The organism is Mycobacterium sp. NGS51 (assembly GCF_059812525.1).
The window spans coordinates 54,692-71,620 of the sequence record NZ_JCALCV010000004.1 but is presented as its reverse complement, the minus strand read 5'-3'; the positions used below and the strand labels follow the sequence as shown (position 1 = coordinate 71,620).

Genomic DNA, 16,929 nt, shown 5'->3' with positions numbered 1-16,929 from the left:
GTGGGTGACGCCAAATCAACAGCCCTGAGCGCAATCTCGACGGCAAAGCCCGTTAGCGCGGCACCGCGTTGGGCCGCATCGCCCGCGTGAAGAACCTGTTGACTTGGCGCATCGCCACGCTATAGGGCAACCACGCCGCCCGCTTGAACGTATACAACGCCCAGATATCCGCCGAGGTGTAGATCAGGAAGCGGTTCTTGGCGACTCCGGCCAGGATCTTCTCGGCCGCCTTCTCCGGTGAGACGGCATGCCCGCTGAAGCGATCCACCCAACGGCTCACATGAGGGTCTTCGCGGTCGACGCCGGCGATCTCGACGGTGTTGACCAGCGGCGTTCGCACCGCCCCGGGCACCACCACCGACACCCCGATCCGGTGCCGCGCCAAGTCGAAGCGCAGCACTTCCGACACCCCGCGCAGGCCGTACTTGCTGGCGCTGTAAGCAGCGTGCCACGGCAGCGCGACCAGTCCCGCCGCCGACGACACATTGACCAGGTGTCCGCCCCGGCCGGCGGCCATCATCGGCGGAATGAACGTCTCGATGACGTGGATCGGGCCCATCAGGTTGATCGCGACCATCTTGCTCCACTGCTCGTGGCTGAGCTGGTCGACGGTCCCCCACGCCGAGACTCCGGCGATGTTCATCAAGATGTCCATGCTCGAGTGGTTGGCGTGAATGTCTGCGGCAAAAGCGGCCACGTCGTCGTAGCTGGCAATATCCAGCACCCGGTGCTCGGGGACCTGGGCACCTAATGCGCGGGCGTCGGCAACCGTCTCCGCCAACCCGTCGGCATTGCGGTCGGTCAGGTAGAGCTCGGCGCCCTGGGCGGCGAGCCGCAACGCGGTCGCGCGGCCGATGCCGCTGGCCGCACCGGTGAGAAAACACCTCTTACCCGCGTAGGTCGTCTGAGCCATGGCGGTAGACAATACCGGCGCGCTAGCTCCGGCCACCCCACAACGCGGCCAGCCACAACTGCTCGAGCACCCGGATCCCACGCTGGACGTCGCGATCGGCGCCCAGGTAGGTGGTGTCTCCGGAAAGCATCTGCGCGGTGGTGACCGCGAGCGTGCGAACCAGCGCCGGGATGTCGTCGCTGATCGGATGCGCGGTGCCGGCCGTCAACTCGTCCTCGACGATCCCAATGATCTGCGTGATCACACCGTCGACCTGCTGGTCAAGGATTTCGCGGATCTCGGCGTCGGTGTTGCGGGCGACATTGCAGGCCGACATCACTGGATCGTTGTGCGCGTAGACAATCGCGGCGCTGCCGACCATCCGCTTGGCGAATGCCGCCGGTGACTCGTCGGGCCCGCGCGGCGCGAAGTACTGGGTGAGCTCTTCGAGCTCCTGGGTCGCCTCGGCCAGGATTTGGGCCAGCACCGAGTATTTCGAGTCGAAGTAGAAGTAGAAACCCGATCGGGCCACGCCTGCACGGTCGCTGATCGTGCTGACCGACAGCTCGGCGAACGGCTTCTCCTCCAGCAGCTCACGCACCGCCTGCACGATCGCCTGCCGCTGCCTGTCGCCCCGCCTTGTCGGGGCCGACGCAGCTGCAGACTGATCGGCGGTCCGCCGAGCTTCCTGCTGTGTGCTCACACTTCGACCTTGCACTACACCAGGAAAAAACGAAACTTGACAGTCGTCAAGTCGGTCTTGAGGATGGATTTTGAGTGACGGCGGCCACAATCGGTGAGGAGCGTCAATGGCGACCATCAGCACCCCGAACTACCTGCTCGACCAGGCCAAACGCCGGTTCACTCCATCGTTCAACAATTTCCCCGGGATGGGTGCCGTCGAGCGGAGACTGCTGAACACCGAGTTTCCGCCGAGAAAGCTTGCGGATCCACCGCCGGGCAGCGGGCTCAAACCCGTCGTGGGCGACGCCGGGCTGCCGATCCTCGGCCACATCATCGAGATGTTGCGGGGCGGACCCGACTATCTGATGTTCATCTACCGCACCAAAGGCCCGCTCGTCTTTGGCGACTCGCCGGTGCTGCCCGGGGTCGCGGCGCTGGGTCCCGACGCCGCCCAAGTCATCTACTCCAACCGCAACAAGGATTACTCGCAGCAGGGCTGGGTTCCGGTGATCGGGCCGTTCTTTCATCGCGGTCTGATGTTGCTCGACTTCGAAGAGCACATGTTTCACCGCCGAATCATGCAGGAAGCCTTCGTCCGTTCCCGCCTGGTCGGCTATGTCGAGCAGATGGACAAGGTCGTGTCCCAAGTGGTCGCCAACGATTGGGTGGTCAACGACGCGCGGTTCCTGCTCTACCCGGCGATGAAGGAGCTCACGCTCGACATCGCCTCGATGGTGTTCATGGGCCACGAACCGGGCACCGACCACGAGCTGGTCACCAAGGTGAACAAAGCCTTCACGATCACCACCCGCGCCGGCAACGCCATCATCCGCTCCAGCGTCCCCCCGTTCACGTGGTGGCGTGGCCTCAAAGCGCGCCAACTGCTGGAGAACTACTTCGCCGCCCGGGTCAAGGAGCGGCGCGGCAAGCAAGGCAACGACCTGCTGACGGTGCTGTGTGAGACCGAGGACGAGGACGGCAACAGCTTCTCCGACCAGGACATCGTCAACCACATGATCTTTTTGATGATGGCCGCCCACGACACCTCCACCTCGACGGCCACCACGATGGCCTACCACCTGGCCGCGCATCCCGAATGGCAGGACCGCTGCCGCGACGAGTCGGACCGGCTGGGCGACGGCCCGCTGGACATCGAAGCGCTGGAGAAGCTCGAAACACTGGACCTGGTGATGAACGAGTCGATCCGGCTGGTGACGCCGGTGCAGTGGGCGATGCGCCAGACCGTGCGCGACACCGACCTGCTGGGCTATTACCTACCGAAGGGCACCAACGTCATCGCGTATCCCGGCATGAACCATCGGCTGCCGGAGCTCTGGACGGATCCGCTCACGTTCGACCCGGACCGGTTCACCGAACCGCGCAATGAGCACAAGCGGCACCACTATGCATTCACGCCGTTCGGCGGCGGCGCGCACAAGTGCATCGGGATGGCGTTCGGCCGACTGGAGATCAAGACGATCCTGCACCGGCTGCTGCGGCGGTACCGGCTGGAGCTGGCTCACCCGGGATACCAGGGCAAGTGGGATTACGCCGGGATGCCCGTGCCGGTGGACGGCATGCCGATCATGCTGCGTCCCCTGTAGGACGGCGCCGCGCCAGCGAGAATGGCAAACTTGACAGGTGTCAAGTTTGCGCGTCAAGATGGGGTTCAGTGACGGCTGCCACAACCCGTAAGGAGCCTCGATGGCGACCATCAGCACCCCGCGCTACCTGCTCGACCAGGCCAAGCGCCGGCTGGTTCCGACGGTAAACACCATCCCGGGGATGGGGGTGATCGAGAAGCGGCTGCTGACCGTCGACTGGAAGCAGCACAAGTTGGCCGAGCCGCCGCCCGGCAGTGGGCTGAAGCCGGTGATGGGAGATTCCGGGCTGCCGCTGCTGGGCCACATCATCGAGATGTTTCGGGAAGGCCCCGACTTCCCGCTGCACCTGTATCAGACGCGCGGCCCGGTTTTCTTCGCCGATTCACCAATCCTGCCGTCGATCGTCGCCGTCGGCCCCGACGCCACCCAGGCCATCTTCTCCAACCGCAACAAGGACTTCTCCCAGGAGGGTTGGCATCCCGTCATCGGCCCGTTCTTCAACCGGGGTCTGATGATGCTCGACTTCGACGAGCACATGTACCACCGGCGCATCATGCAGGAGGCGTTCACCCGAACCCGGCTGACCGGCTATGTCGAGCACATCGACCGGGTCGCGACGGCCATCGTGCACGACTGGCCGACCAACGACGCGCGCTTCCTGTTCCATCCGGCGATGAAGGAACTCACCCTCGACATCGCGTCGGTGGTCTTCATGGGCCACGAGCGGGGTACCGACCATGACCTCGTCACCAAGGTGAATCAGGCCTTCACCACCACCACCCGCGCCGGCGGGGCCATCATCCGCACGCCCGTCCCACCCTTCAAATGGTGGCAGGGGCTGCGGGCGCGCAAGGTGCTCGAGGACTACTTCACCGAGCGGGTCGCCGAGCGTCGCAACGCCGAGGGCACCGACATGCTCACCGTGCTGTGTCACACCGCCGACGACGACGGCAACAGCTTCAGCGACGAGGACATCGTCAACCACATGATCTTTTTGATGATGGCCGCCCACGACACCTCCACGTCAACCACCACGACGATGGCCTACAACCTGGCGGCCAACCCGGAGTGGCAGGAACGCTGCCGCGACGAGTCGGCTCGGCTGGGCGACGGCCCGCTGGACATCGAGTCGCTGGAGAAGCTCGAGACACTGGACTTGGTGATGGACGAGTCACTGCGGCTGGTGACCCCGCTGCCGTTCAACATGCGCAGGACCGTGCGCGATACCGACCTGCTGGGCTACTACGTACCGGCCGGCACCAATGTGGTCACCTGGCCGGGAATGAATCACTGGCTGCCCGAGCTGTGGACCGAGCCCAGGAAGTTCGATCCCGAACGGTTCGCCGAGCCGCGCGTTGAGCACAAGAAGCACCGTTACGCGTTCGCGCCGTTCGGCGGCGGGGCGCACAAGTGTATCGGGATGGTGTTCGGCCGGTTGGAGGTCAAAACCGTCATCCACCGGCTGCTGCGCCGCTACCGCCTGGAGCTGGCCCGGCCGGGTTACCAGCCGCGCTGGGACTACGGCGGCATGCCGATCCCGATGGACGGCATGCCGATCGTGCTGCGCCCGCTGTAGTAGGTCAGGTCAACAGTCGGTTGGCGCAGGCGATCACCGCACGTAACGCGGAGTCCGTCGCGTCGTCTGACCAGCCCATCGCCCACTCCGCGTGGGCACCGTCGCTGCCCTGGATAAACGTCGCAATGGCATCGTCTGAGCGCAGTTGATGAAAGTGCAGCGTCTCGACCGCGATGCCGCACGTGTAGAGCATCTCGGTCAGCGCGGCGACCGGGCCCGTCGCGGTGGCAGTCAACGTCTCAATGCGGTCACCGATACCGAGGGTGGCCTGAAAGGTGCGGGCCTGGGGGCCCATCCGGGTGGCGGGCCGGCCGGTGTCGGCACATTCCCAGTTGCCCAGCCGCAGCGGCCCGCCGGTGGGCGCATATTCGGCGGTGAATGTGCTCCACGACATGGTGTTGGCGTCCTCCCGGAGCTCACGCGGCAGTGGAACGCCACGAAAGCGGGTCTGTAGCGGTTCGGGCGGGGCGGGCGCGGTATCGGCGCCGAGATCGATTGTCATGAGCCGGTCTTCTCTGATCTGCAGGAATGACCGACGGGTAGTAGCTTCCGACCCACAGCGAGGGGTCGGTCTGGATCAGACCCCGCTGCGGGTGCTGGCTACTACGGCAAGATGTTGCACGGTTATTGAGGTTAGTCGCCGGCGCCGGGCACGTGCAAGTGGTTAGGCCGGGCGCGCGGCGAGGTCGTCGAGGGCCTCTTGCAGCAGCCCGGTCACCGAATTGGCGATGTCGTCCAGTCCGGACTCCTTGGTCACCTCGACCATCAGTCGCGGGTCCATCGCGTCGACGATCACACAGTCGGGCGCCTCGGGATCTCGGCGCACCACGACATTGCAGGGCAGCAACACCCCGATCTGCCGGTAGACGTTGACCGCCCGGTGAGCGAACTGCGGGTTGCATGCGCCCAGGATCAGGTAGTCCTCCATGTCCTCGCCGAGTTTGGCTTTCAGCGTCGCTTTCATATCGATCTCGGTCAGCACGCCAAAACCCTTCGCAGCGAGCGCTTCCCGAGTCCGAGCAACCGCGTCGTCGAATGAGGTCTGCAGGGTGGTCGATAACGAAATGGCCATAGTCGGCTCCTCTCTCGTCTTCCATTGTGCGTCGGCCGCCGATAACCAGGGCGACGGGTTGCGCCCACTCGGCCACCTTGGCGGGCTGCGAGGTGTAAAACGGTGCCCATGGACCACCCGTGCCGTCAGCTCGCCGCGGCGGTGGCCGCCCATGCATGAGCTGTCGCTGTGCCAGGCGATCGCCGGGGCGGTCAAGCCGTATGCCGATGGCCGCCACGTCGACGTCGTCCGCGTCCGGATCGGCGCGCTTCGCCAGGTGGTCCCTGAATCGCTGTCGTTCTGCTGGACGCTTGTCCGAGATTACGAGGACATGCCCGACGCCGAACTGGAGCTCGAATTGGTCAGCGCGGAGGTGCGTTGCCGTTCCTGCGGCCAACCCTCGACGATCACCTCGCAGTGGTGCCTGCTGTGTCCGCAGTGTGAGAGCGCAGACGTCGAGGTGCTGCGTGGCGAAGAGTTTCTGGTGACCTCGCTGGACGTTTCATAGGGGCTGACGATGGGCAGGTTTCATCGACACGACGACGGCACCGTGCACACGCACGACCACGACCACGACCACGACCACGACCACGACCACGGAGACCACAGCGGCTACGACACCGGATCGCAGCGGATCGACGTCTTGGAGGCGATTTTCGCCGAAAACGACGTCCGTGCCGATTACAACCGAAATGCGTTCGAAGCCAACGGTGTTCGCGCATTAAATCTGATGAGCTCGCCCGGTTCGGGGAAGACGACGGTGCTGGGAGCCACCCTCGACGAACTCGCCGGCGAGTTTGCTGTCGGAGTCATCGAAGGTGACATCGCCACCGATCTCGACGCCGCCAAGCTCGGCGGACGAGGCGCGCAGATCTCTCTTCTCAACACCGGCAACGGGTTCGGCGGCGAGTGCCACCTCGACGCCCCGATGGTCAACCGCGCCCTGCAGGGCCTCGAGCTCAGTACGCTGGATCTGGTCATCATCGAAAACGTCGGAAACCTGGTCTGCCCGGCCGAGTTCGACGTGGGCGAGCACGCCAAGGCGATGGTCTATTCCGTCACCGAAGGTGACGACAAGCCGCAGAAGTACCCGGTGATGTTCCGCGCCGTGGACGTTGTTCTGCTCAACAAGATCGATCTGGTGCCCTATTTGGACGTCGACGTCGACTCCTATATCGCCCATGTCCGCGAGGTCAATCCGACCGCGACGGTTTTGCCAGTCAGCGCCCGCACCGGGGACGGGATGTCGGCTTGGTTCGGCTGGCTGCGTAGGTTCGTGGCAGACGGCCCGCCCTGACGACGCGGCCCGCCAACGCCGTCCACACCACTGCAAATCGCTTGCATGACAACACATGCAAGTTATTCGCAGGAACTTCAGCCCTTGTTGCACGTCAAGTGCCAACAGCTCGATGGCAGGCTCCAAGGCCGTTGGGCATCCGGAAAGTTGGACGCAGTTCCAAATTTGCTGAGAGACCGTTGACAACGCAACTAAGCGGGAGTAGAGCGGAGACTAGCGCCGCGTAGGCGGGCCGACGGTCGACTCCGGCGGTGTTAGGGACCCTCAGTCCGGTCCCGGAAAGCTGCGGCATGCCAACGGAAGCAGCAGTCAAGGCGGAAGAAACTTTGATCCATGTGTTGTGGATCAACGCGGGCTTAAGTTGCGACGGCGACTCGGTGGCGTTGACTGCCGCCACCCAGCCCACCATCGAAGAGATCGCGCTCGGGGCGCTGCCCGGGCTGCCCAAGGTTGCCGTGCACTGGCCGCTGATCGATTTCGAATGCGGACCCAATGGAGGCGCAGACGATTTCCTGTCGTGGTTCTTCAAGGGCGAGCGCGGGGAACTCGATCCGTTCGTCCTCGTCGTCGAGGGCTCGATTCCCAACGAGCAGATCAAGCAAGAAGGCTATTGGTGCGGGTTCGGCAATGACCCGATGACCGACCAGCCGATCACCACCAGCGAGTGGCTGGATCGGTTGGCGCCCATGGCCACCGCGATCGTCTGCGCGGGCACCTGTGCCACCTACGGCGGTATCCACGCGATGGCCGGCAATCCGACCGGGGCGATGGGAGTGCCGGACTATCTGGGCTGGGACTGGAAGAGCAAGGCGGGGATCCCGATCGTCTGCGTTCCGGGCTGCCCGATCAAGCCGGACAACCTGTCCGAGACGCTGACCTACTTGTTGTACATGGCCACCGGTCAAGCGCCGATGATTCCGCTCGACGAAGCGCTACGACCCACCTGGCTGTTCAGCGCCACAGTGCACGAGGGCTGCGACCGCGGCGGCTACTACGAGCAGGGGCAGTTCGCCACCGAATACGGCTCACCCCAATGCATCGTCAAGCTGGGCTGCTGGGGGCCTGTCGTCAAATGCAATGTGACCAAACGCGGCTGGATGGACGGCGTTGGTGGTTGCCCTAATGTCGGCGGCATCTGCATCGGCTGCACCATGCCGGGCTTTCCGGACAAGTTCATGCCGTTCATGGACGAGCCGCCCGGCGGCCACGTCTCGACTACCGGGTCGAAGCTGTACGGCTCGCTGATCCGCCCTCTGCGCGGAGTCACCGAGCACACCCTTGACCAGGAGCCAAAATGGCGACACAGCCGCCCAGAACTCACCACCGGCGCGCGCCGTACCTGGTAAGCGCCGACAGCCACAACTCGGAAGAGAGTGAAATCCGATGACAACCATCACCCCCCAGCCAACGCAGGAGAAGAGGGAACCCGGCCAACTGGTCGAGATGTCGTGGGACCCGATCACCCGGATCGTGGGCAGCCTTGGCATCTACACCAAGATCGACTTCGACAACAACCAAGTGGCCGAGTGCTACAGCACGTCGTCGATCTTCCGCGGTTACTCGATCTTCATGAAGGGCAAGGACCCTCGCGACGCGCACTTCATCACCAGCCGCATCTGCGGAATCTGCGGCGACAACCACGCCACCTGTTCGTGCTATGCGCAAAACATGGCATACGGCGTCCAGCCGCCGCACCTCGGCGAGTGGCTGATCAATCTCGGCGAGGCCGCGGAGTACATGTTCGACCACTGCATCTTCCAGGAGAACCTGGTGGGGGTGGACTTCTGCGAGAAGATGGTCTCCGAGACCAATTCGGCGGTGCTGAGCAGAGCAGAGAACACGCCGGCCCCGCATGCCGATATGCACGGGTACAAGACCATCGCCGACATCATGCGCTCGCTGAACCCATTCTCCGGCGAGTATTACCGGGAGGCACTGCAGGTCAGCCGGTATACCCGAGAGATGTTCTGCCTGATGGAGGGCAGGCACGTGCATCCGTCCACGCTGTACCCCGGCGGTATCGGCGTGACCGCGACCGTGCAACTGATGACCGACTACATGAGCCGGCTGATGCGTTATGTCGAGTTCATGAAGAGGGTCGTGCCCATGCACGATGACCTGTTCGACTTCTTCTACGAGGCGATCCCCGGCTATGAGAAGGTCGGCCTGCGCCGCACCCTGCTGGGCTGCTGGGGCAGCTTCCAGGACCCCGAGGTGTGCAACTTCGACTACAAGGACATGGAGCGGTGGGGCAACGCCATGTTCGTCACCCCCGGCGTCGTGGTCGACGGCAAGCTGGTCACCCACTCGCTGGTCGACATCAACCTGGGCATCCGGATCCTTTTGGGCAGTTCGTATTACGACGACTGGACCGACCAGGAGATGTTCGTCAAAACCGACCCGTTGGGCAACACGGTGGATCGGCGGCACCCGTGGAACCAGCACACCAACCCGCACCCGCAGAAACGCGACATGGACGGCGGCAAGTACACCTGGGTGATGTCACCGCGTTGGTTCGACGGCAAAGACCACCTGGCGCTGGACACCGGCGGCGGACCACTGGCACGGCTGTGGCCGACGGCGCTGGCCGGCCTGGTGGACCACGACTACGTCAAGTCCACCGGTCACAGCGTGCAGATCCACCTGCCCAAGACCGCGCTGAAGGGCCCGGTCGACCTGGAGTGGAAGATCCCCCAGTACGGGTCCAACACCATCGAACGCGACCGGGCGCGCAGTTACTTCCAGGCGTACGCCGCGGCGTCTGCGCTGCATTTCTGCGAGAAGGCGTTAGCGGAAATCCGCGCTGGGCGTACGAAGACATGGGAGAAGTTCGAGGTGCCCAAGGACGGCATCGGCTGCGGGTTCACCGAAGCGGTGCGTGGGGTGCTCAGCCACCACCTGGTGATCCGTGACGGCAAGATCGCCAACTACCACCCGTATCCGCCCACCCCGTGGAACGCCAGCCCGCGCGATTCCTACGGCACCCCGGGGCCCTACGAGGACGCCGTGCAGGGCCAACCGATCTTCGAGGAGAACAACCGGGAGAACTTCAAGGGCATCGACATCATGCGTACGGTGCGCAGCTTTGACCCGTGCCTGCCGTGCGGCGTGCACATGTACCTCGGCAAGGGCAAGACGCTGGAGCGGTTGCACTCACCTACCCAGTCGGCCGCCGCGGAGTGAGCCGGGGCGCGCCATGCCGGATCGTGCGGAGGAATCTCAGGGGGACGGGCAATGGCGAACCGCGGGCGACCGGATCCAGACACTGCTGGACGCCTCCTCGGTAGACGGCACGGCCGCACGTAAGCGTGCCGAGCAGTTGGTCGGCGAGGTCGTCGAGCTCTACGGCGCGTGTCTGACCCGGATCGTGGATCTGGTTGGCGATCCGCAGGGTGCCGACGTGTTGGATCGGTTGGCTGCCGACGACTTGGTGGCCAGTTTGCTGCTGGTTCACGACCTGCACCCGCACGACATCCGGCGCCGGGTGTTCGACGCACTCGAGCAGGTCCGGCCCTACCTTGGTTCACACGGCGGCGATGTCCACCTACTCGAGATCGCTGGTGACACGGTTCGACTCGAGTTCGCCGGCAGCTGCAAGGGTTGTCCGTCGTCTGCGGTGACGTTGGAACTAACGGTCGAGGATGCCATCCGCGCCGCCGCACCGGAGATTTCGACGGTCGAAGTCGTGGCAGCACAACCGGAATCGAGTTCGGCGGCGATTCCCGCTGAGTCGCTGTTCGCGAAAATCCATACCCATGACGGCAGCACCGGCGCTTCGACCACGTGGCATCGGGCGCCCGAACTCGCTGAGCTATCCGCCGGGGAGGTCGGCGGTTTCGTGGTCGCCGACGTGTCGGTACTGGCGTGCCGGGTCGGCGATCAGCTGTATGCCTACCGTGACCGCTGCCCGGTGTGCGATGAGACCCTGGCCGGCGCGGTGCTACACCGAGGGGTCAGCACCGCTTCGGTCCTGCGTTGTCCGCGATGTCGCAGCCATTTCGATGCCGTGCACGCCGGCGCCGGTCTGGACGACGCGGGGGTTCACCTGGATCCGTTGCCGCTGCTGACCCGCGACGGTGTGCTGTCGCTGGCGCTGCCTGCCGAAGCGATGGGCGCACCGGCATGACCAGCCCCTACCAGGTTCTGGCCCGTATCACCGCCGACCGGCGCGCACCCGAGCCCGCCGGACAACAGTGCGAAATGTGCTCCGAGCCCATCTCAGACACGCACCAGCACGTCGCGAACGTGGCGGTACGGCAACTGATGTGCGTCTGTCGCGCGTGCTATCTACTGTTCACCGACCCCCAGGCCGAACTGCGGTACCGCGCGGTGCCGGACCGCTATTTGGCGTTCCCCGACTTCGCGCTGGACCGCCGCGGTTGGGAAGCCCTGGAGATCCCGGTGGGGCTGGCGTTCTTCTTCCGCAACTCCGCGCTGGAACGCACCCTCGCGTTCTACCCCGGGCCGGCCGGCGCCACGGAGTCAGAACTCGACCTGGAGGCCTGGCAGGCGATCGCCGCAGCCGAGCCCCGGGTGGGTCTGCTCGCCGACGATGTCGAGGCGCTGCTGATGCGGGTCCGTGAAACCGGTCCACCCGAGTGCTACCTGGTGCCGATCGACACCTGCTACGAGTTCGTCGGCGGGCTACGGACACTGTGGCGCGGCTTCGACGGTGGGCAAGAAGCCCGCGAGTTCATCGATGATTTCTTCGCGACGCTGGCGGCCCGCAGTACGGAGCAGCGCTGATGACTGCCACGGGCCTGTCGTTCAGCGTTGTCGACATCACCCCGGAGCCCTATGCGGTCTCCCCGGTGCTGATCGCCCGAGTCGCTGTTTCGGTGCCCGGCGACGAACCGGTGCACGCGCTCGCGCTGCGCTGCCAGGTCCGCATCGACCCGTTGCGCCGGCGCTATTCCGACGAAGAGGCCGCCGGCCTGGCCGACTTGTTCGGACCGCGGGAACGGTGGGCGACCACGCAGCACACCTTCCTATGGCAGCACTGCGCGACGATGGTGCCCCAATTTGTCGGCACCACCGAGGTGCCACTCCCCCTGGCGTGCACGTATGACTTTCAGGTCGCGGCTGACAAATACCTGCACGCGTTGCGCGAGGGCAGCATTCAACTCCAATTCTTGTTCAGCGGCATGGTTTTCACAGCAGGCGGGCGTGGGTTTTCGGTGCGTCCGGTGCCCGACGAATGCGAGGACCGTTATTCCATGCCGGTCTCGGTGTGGTGGGATCTGATGCGTCAGCACTTCCCCAACAGTGGATGGATACGCCTCGACCACGACACGGTGGCAGCGCTGACCGAGTACAAGTCCAGGCGCGGGCTGCTGAATCTCGACGACGCAGTCACCGCTCTGCTGGCCGCGACGCACGAGGAAGTCCGATGAGCGCGAACTGGAACCGCGCCCGCGCTGTCGCCGATGCCGTGCTCTACGAGGGTTACCTGCTCTACCCGTACCGCGCGTCGTCGAGCAAGAACCAATCACGTTGGCAGTGGGGTGTTCTCGGACCACCCGGCGCAGCCGACGCCGGAATCGGGGAGGAAGATCGCATTTCGGCGCAGTTTCTGCTCGACGGTGCGGATGCGATCACGCTGGTGGCGCGGTTCTTGCACCTCCAGCACCGCGGAGTGGAACGCGAGGTCGACAGTGGGCGATTCGAACTCACCGACGAGCTGACCACATCGTCGGGTTCGTGGCTGTCCTGGGACGAAGCCGTGGAAGTCGAATTGCCGTTCGGCCCGTTGCGCTTGACTGATACGCCGGAGTGTTGGACATTGCCGTTGAGCGCGCCCGCGCCGACCGACATCGAAGCTGTCGACGGGGGGCGTTTGGTGCGCACCCGGCGGGCGGTGTCCGCCGAGTTGACCATCGGCGTCGAGCGTGACGGTGGCCTTGACCGTGTCACGGTCACCGTGCGCAACACCGGCCCGGCCGCAAGCGACAAGGACGATGCGATTGCGCGGTCCCTGGTCGGCACCCATCTCATCATCGAAGCCGTTGGTGGCGAGTTTGTTTCGCTGCTGGAGCCACCCGAACGCGCGGCGGCCCCGGCGGCCCGCTGCCGACAGCACCGCTGCTTTCCGGTGCTGGCCGGGCCGCCGGGCGAATTCGATCTGCTGCTGGTGTCACCGATCATTCTGTACGACCACCCTGAGGTCGCCGAGCAGAGTGAGGGCGCACTCTACGATTCCACCGAGATCGACGAGATCCTGACCCTGCGGGTGATGACCATGACCGACGAGGAGAAAGCACAGGCTCGCGCTACCGATCCGTTGGCGGCCCAACTCATCGACCGGTGCGATGCGATGTCCCCCGAAGCGATGCAGCGGTTGCACGGCGTGCTGCGCGATCCATACCAGGTCGCCAGTCTGGTGCCTGAGGTGCCAGACGGTGTGGGGTGGTGGGAACCGCTGGCGGACAAGGCGGTACAGCCCGACACCGATGCGGTGTTGGTCAACGGCGTACGAGTCGCCCGGGGCTGCCGGGTTCGCCTGCATCCATCGCGTCGCGCCGACGCGCAAGACCTGTTCTTCTCCGACAGGACCGCACGCGTCACCTCGGTGCATGAGGACGTCGATGGCAACCAACACGTCGGGGTCGTCATCGAGGATGACCCGGCCGCCGACCTGCACGACTGGTATGGCCGTTCCCTGTATTTCGCGCCCGACGAAGTCGAACCGCTCGAAGCTCAACACACCGCAGAAGGGAGTCCGACATGGAAATCGTAGGGTGGGTGTTCATCGGCATCCTGGCGCTGATCGCGTTCTCGGCAGTCGTGATGGGACTCGTGTCGCTGCCGGATGCTCGGCGCTACCTCAAGATCCGGCACATGTAGCGCGGGTGTCGACAGTTTTATGGCGTCCCGGATCCTGATCGCCGGCATCGGCAACATCTTCCTCGGCGACGACGGCTTCGGTCCCGAGGTGTTGCGCCATGTGTGCGAACGGATTCCGGGATCGGATGCGGTGCGCGCCACTGATTACGGCATCGGCGGAATGCACCTGGCCTACGACCTGCTGGAGGACTGGGACGCGCTGGTGCTCGTCGACGCACTGCCCGACCGGGGCGCACCCGGGGCGGTGCACGTCTTCGAAGCCGACCACGAATCGCCGGACGCCCCAGCCGGTCTCGACGCCCACAGCATGGACCCCGCGACGGTGTTCGCCAGTCTGCGGGCCCTGGGCGGCGCTCCGCCACGGACCGTCGTCGTCGGATGCGAAGTCGCCGACGCCGATGAGGGAATCGGGCTTTCCGACGCCGTTCTGGAAGCCGTCCCCGAAGCGGTGACGGCGGTCGAGTCCGCCGTGGCGATGTTGCGGGCCGAGGCCGAGCTACGGGAGGTTTGACAGATGTGTCTGGGGATTCCGGGCCAAGTCGTACAGATGCTCGACGGCTACAGTGGGCAACTCGCGCTGGTCGACGTCGCCGGCGAGCATCGCCGGGTCAATGTCGGCATGCTGCCCGAGGAGACGTTCTCACCGGGCGACTGGGTCATCATCCACATGGGCTTCGTGGTGGAGAGAACCGACCAGGCCGGCGCCGATGCGGCGATGGCCGGTCTGGAGTTGATGGGGCGCGGACGCACCGAGCCCGACGACCTCAGTTCATCGTTGCCGGCGACGGCGTCAGCCGAAAGTACGCCTGAATAGTGGTGCTTGCCTCAGCAGCATGAGTGCGAACGAGATCCGCCATGGTGTTCACCAGAAACAATCCCCGACCGGTGACGGCGTTGGCGGCCGGCAACCGGCGCCCGGCCAGCGGGTCGTCAAGCCGTCCGCGATCGCGCGCCTGACAAATGAGATGGCCATCGTGCTGCCAAAACGCCAGCCGGCAGTCGCTTTTGGCATGTTGCAGACTGTTCGTTGCCAACTCGGTGACCGTCAACAGCAGGTTGGCGATGCCGTCTACGGACAGGCCCAGCCAGCTCGCATAGCGTCCGGCGAAGCTTCGTGCAGCGGTGAGATCCGCCAGTTCCCGAACCGTATAAACGGCCGCGTCGGCATCCGTCGGTAGCGGCTGGTTGTAACGGGCAAACGCGTCGTCCGGCCGGTAATCGGCGCTGCGGTCCGTTGTCCCGTTTTGCCATAACAGCGGGTGCGTTGTGCGGGCGTCGGCCAGCACATCGTCGTCCAGATTGCTGGCGTCATAGGGGCATAGCCCTGTCATGTCGCGTCCTTCAAACGCGGTGTTGACCAATGCCTCATGCTGGACACAGCCGGGGTATTCGTCGTCGGTGCGGCTGGGCCACACCACTTCGCCGACCATTCGCACTGGCCGCCCGGGATGCTTCTCGAGGAAGGCACCTTCCAACCCGAGGATCTGCGCCGGATTGCGTCCAACCTCGGCGATATCTGCCAGGGTCACCTCTGTCGACGCCCCGCCCAGTGCGTCGTCCAACAGCGCCAGATTGTCGGCAGGCACCGCGACTAGCACCGGTTCTTCCTTGTGTAATCCCTCGAGTACAAAGGGCACTACTGCGTCGAGGTATTCCTGCTCGGATCGGTAGAAGAGCGCCGTGTGCGCCAAGCCAGTCGGCTCGACACGCTTCTCACGCATAATCGCCCCTTGATCGCGACGTCAGCAGCCCAATCCGCTCTGATACTACGCGGGCGGTCCCAAGTCAACATGTCAGCAACATGCACCCGGCGATCGGACCACCGCCCGCGGCGACGACCGCGACTTCCGGCCGGCGAGGCAGCTGCCGGTCGCCGGCCTGACCGCGCAGTTGTAAACACGCTTCATGCAGCACCCAGTAGCCGTGCATGCGGCCTGCCGAGAGTTGCCCACCGTAGGTGTTCAGCGGCAGCATGCCGTCGCGTGCGATCCGCTCGGCACCCTCGACGAACGGACCGGCCTCGCCGTCACCGCAGATACCCAACGCCTCCAGCCACGCCAGTGTGAGAAAGGTAAAGCCGTCGTACAACTCGGCGAGGTCGAGATCCGACGGAGTCAGATCGGTGCGCGACCACATCTGCGCCGCCGCGTCGCTGGACGCCATCTTCGGGTAGTCCGGGCGGTGAAACCAGCCGCCGGCACCGTCGGACCCGCCGACGGCTTCCACCGCCACTGCCGGATGCGGGCAGTCGCGAGCATAATCGGCAGCCGAGACGACCACCGCGATCGACCCGTCGACCGGGACGTCGCAATCCAATAACCCGAACGGTGCCGAAACCGGGCGCGCCGCAAGGTAGTCGGCCATAGTCAGCGGCTCGCGGTACACCGCACGAGGATTCAACGCCGCGTAGCGTCGGCTGTTGATCGCCAACCAGCCGAGCTGCTCCTTGGTGGTTCCGTACAGTTGCATGTGCCGCCGGCAATTCAACGCCAGCCAGTTCGCAGCCGAGTAAGCATGGGCGGCAATGAGTTCGACGATATCGTCCATCCCGCCGATACTGGGTTGTTCGTTCTGGGACTGCTGTGCCGACGGCGAAGAGTCCGACGTCGGCGCAGCCGGCACCGAGCCACCGATCATTTGGACCGTGCGATAGACCAGGACGTGCCTGCTCTGCTTCTCGGCAACCGCACGACACGCCGACGTGACCGGAGTCAGCAGCCCGGCAGCGCCGAAACCGGAACTGTAGTCAACGGGTTCGATCCCCAGCGCCGCGGCGACGTCAGGCACCGGTGTATCACCGAGGGTCGCGATGCCGTCAATGTCGGTGGCGCTCAGCCCGGCGTCAGCGATGGCCGCATGCACCGCCTCGAGGGTGAGCTCGAGCGAAGGGATGCCGGTACGGCGCCCGATTCGCGAGATCCCGGCACCGGAAAAGATCGCGTCCTTCTCGAAGTGCCGCATCAGAACCGTCCGTCCGCGCCG

18 protein-coding genes and 2 pseudogenes are annotated in these 16,929 nt (G+C 65.0%); 13 read left to right on the top strand and 7 right to left on the bottom strand.

All coding sequences use genetic code 11. From position 1 onward, the window contains the following. Positions 1–52: 52 nt before the first annotated feature. Together AC5Y5W_RS06455 and AC5Y5W_RS06450 are read right to left on the bottom strand one after the other, a co-directional pair. On the bottom strand, positions 53–913 hold the full coding sequence (locus tag AC5Y5W_RS06455) for an SDR family oxidoreductase (protein WP_500010548.1): 861 nt from the start codon (positions 911–913) through the stop codon (positions 53–55). A gap of 22 nt (positions 914–935) precedes the next feature. Further along, complete coding sequence (locus AC5Y5W_RS06450; RefSeq protein WP_500010549.1) at positions 936–1,595, bottom strand: TetR/AcrR family transcriptional regulator; 660 nt, start codon at positions 1,593–1,595, stop codon at positions 936–938. Between the two features lie 106 nt (positions 1,596–1,701). Between AC5Y5W_RS06450 and AC5Y5W_RS06445 the strand changes: the two genes are divergently transcribed. Further along, the gene (locus tag AC5Y5W_RS06445) at positions 1,702–3,180 is read left to right on the top strand and encodes a cytochrome P450 (RefSeq protein ID WP_500010550.1); all 1,479 of its coding nucleotides are present in this window, start codon (positions 1,702–1,704) and stop codon (positions 3,178–3,180) included. Positions 3,181–3,280: 100 nt separating this feature from the next. After that, positions 3,281–4,756, top strand: coding sequence for a cytochrome P450 (locus tag AC5Y5W_RS06440; RefSeq protein WP_500010551.1), 1,476 nt, complete (start codon positions 3,281–3,283; stop codon positions 4,754–4,756). A gap of 4 nt (positions 4,757–4,760) precedes the next feature. Here the strand turns inward: AC5Y5W_RS06440 and AC5Y5W_RS06435 are convergent, their stop codons facing one another. Next, a complete protein-coding gene (locus tag AC5Y5W_RS06435) occupies positions 4,761–5,258 on the bottom strand; it encodes a homocitrate synthase (protein ID WP_500010552.1) in 498 nt (165 codons plus the stop codon). Positions 5,259–5,420: 162 nt separating this feature from the next. Beyond that, on the bottom strand, positions 5,421–5,828 hold the full coding sequence (locus AC5Y5W_RS06430; protein ID WP_500010553.1) for a DUF302 domain-containing protein: 408 nt from the start codon (positions 5,826–5,828) through the stop codon (positions 5,421–5,423). A 151-nt stretch (positions 5,829–5,979) separates the two neighbouring features. Between AC5Y5W_RS06430 and AC5Y5W_RS06425 the strand changes: the two genes are divergently transcribed. The 11 genes from AC5Y5W_RS06425 (at position 5,980) to AC5Y5W_RS06375 (ending at position 14,761) form a co-directional block, all read left to right on the top strand. Further along, positions 5,980–6,315: a hydrogenase maturation nickel metallochaperone HypA gene (locus AC5Y5W_RS06425; RefSeq protein WP_499885078.1), complete on the top strand. Its 336-nt coding sequence runs from the start codon at positions 5,980–5,982 to the stop codon at positions 6,313–6,315. 9 nt (positions 6,316–6,324) lie between these two features. Beyond that, the gene (gene hypB / locus AC5Y5W_RS06420; RefSeq protein ID WP_500010554.1) at positions 6,325–7,104 is read left to right on the top strand and encodes a hydrogenase nickel incorporation protein HypB; all 780 of its coding nucleotides are present in this window, start codon (positions 6,325–6,327) and stop codon (positions 7,102–7,104) included. A 290-nt stretch (positions 7,105–7,394) separates the two neighbouring features. Then, positions 7,395–8,450: an NADH-quinone oxidoreductase subunit B family protein gene (locus AC5Y5W_RS06415; protein WP_500010555.1), complete on the top strand. Its 1,056-nt coding sequence runs from the start codon at positions 7,395–7,397 to the stop codon at positions 8,448–8,450. Positions 8,451–8,487: 37 nt separating this feature from the next. Then, positions 8,488–10,287 (top strand): nickel-dependent hydrogenase large subunit, encoded by a 1,800-nt coding sequence (locus tag AC5Y5W_RS06410; RefSeq protein ID WP_500010556.1) that lies wholly within the window; start codon positions 8,488–8,490, stop codon positions 10,285–10,287. A 13-nt stretch (positions 10,288–10,300) separates the two neighbouring features. Continuing rightward, positions 10,301–11,230, top strand: a complete 930-nt coding sequence (locus AC5Y5W_RS06405; protein WP_500010557.1) for a NifU family protein — start codon at positions 10,301–10,303, stop codon at positions 11,228–11,230. Then, complete coding sequence (locus tag AC5Y5W_RS06400; RefSeq protein ID WP_500010558.1) at positions 11,227–11,850, top strand: DUF5947 family protein; 624 nt, start codon at positions 11,227–11,229, stop codon at positions 11,848–11,850. The genes AC5Y5W_RS06405 and AC5Y5W_RS06400 overlap by 4 nt, the downstream gene beginning before the upstream one ends. Beyond that, positions 11,850–12,497, top strand: coding sequence for a DUF6084 family protein (locus AC5Y5W_RS06395; RefSeq protein ID WP_500010559.1), 648 nt, complete (start codon positions 11,850–11,852; stop codon positions 12,495–12,497). The genes AC5Y5W_RS06400 and AC5Y5W_RS06395 overlap by 1 nt, the downstream gene beginning before the upstream one ends. Further along, entirely contained in the window at positions 12,494–13,840 is a 1,347-nt protein-coding gene (locus AC5Y5W_RS06390) for a hypothetical protein (RefSeq protein WP_500010560.1), read from the top strand. The genes AC5Y5W_RS06395 and AC5Y5W_RS06390 overlap by 4 nt, the downstream gene beginning before the upstream one ends. After that, positions 13,828–13,947, top strand: coding sequence for a DUF6893 family small protein (locus AC5Y5W_RS06385; protein WP_500010561.1), 120 nt, complete (start codon positions 13,828–13,830; stop codon positions 13,945–13,947). The genes AC5Y5W_RS06390 and AC5Y5W_RS06385 overlap by 13 nt, the downstream gene beginning before the upstream one ends. 19 nt (positions 13,948–13,966) lie before the next feature. Continuing rightward, positions 13,967–14,458, top strand: a complete 492-nt coding sequence (locus AC5Y5W_RS06380; protein WP_500010562.1) for a hydrogenase maturation protease — start codon at positions 13,967–13,969, stop codon at positions 14,456–14,458. 3 nt (positions 14,459–14,461) lie between these two features. Next, complete coding sequence (locus AC5Y5W_RS06375; protein ID WP_500010563.1) at positions 14,462–14,761, top strand: HypC/HybG/HupF family hydrogenase formation chaperone; 300 nt, start codon at positions 14,462–14,464, stop codon at positions 14,759–14,761. Here AC5Y5W_RS06375 and AC5Y5W_RS06370 read toward each other — a convergent pair. The 3 genes and pseudogenes from AC5Y5W_RS06370 to AC5Y5W_RS06360 form a co-directional block, all read right to left on the bottom strand. Then, complete coding sequence (locus tag AC5Y5W_RS06370) at positions 14,712–15,668, bottom strand: anti-sigma factor RsbA family regulatory protein (protein ID WP_500010564.1); 957 nt, start codon at positions 15,666–15,668, stop codon at positions 14,712–14,714. The genes AC5Y5W_RS06375 and AC5Y5W_RS06370 overlap by 50 nt on opposite strands. A 64-nt stretch (positions 15,669–15,732) precedes the next feature. Continuing rightward, a pseudogene (locus AC5Y5W_RS06365) lies at positions 15,733–16,503 on the bottom strand (thiolase family protein); the annotation flags it as partial. A gap of 59 nt (positions 16,504–16,562) precedes the next feature. Beyond that, positions 16,563–16,908: pseudogene (locus AC5Y5W_RS06360) on the bottom strand (thiolase family protein); the annotation flags it as partial. Positions 16,909–16,929 lie beyond the last annotated feature (21 nt).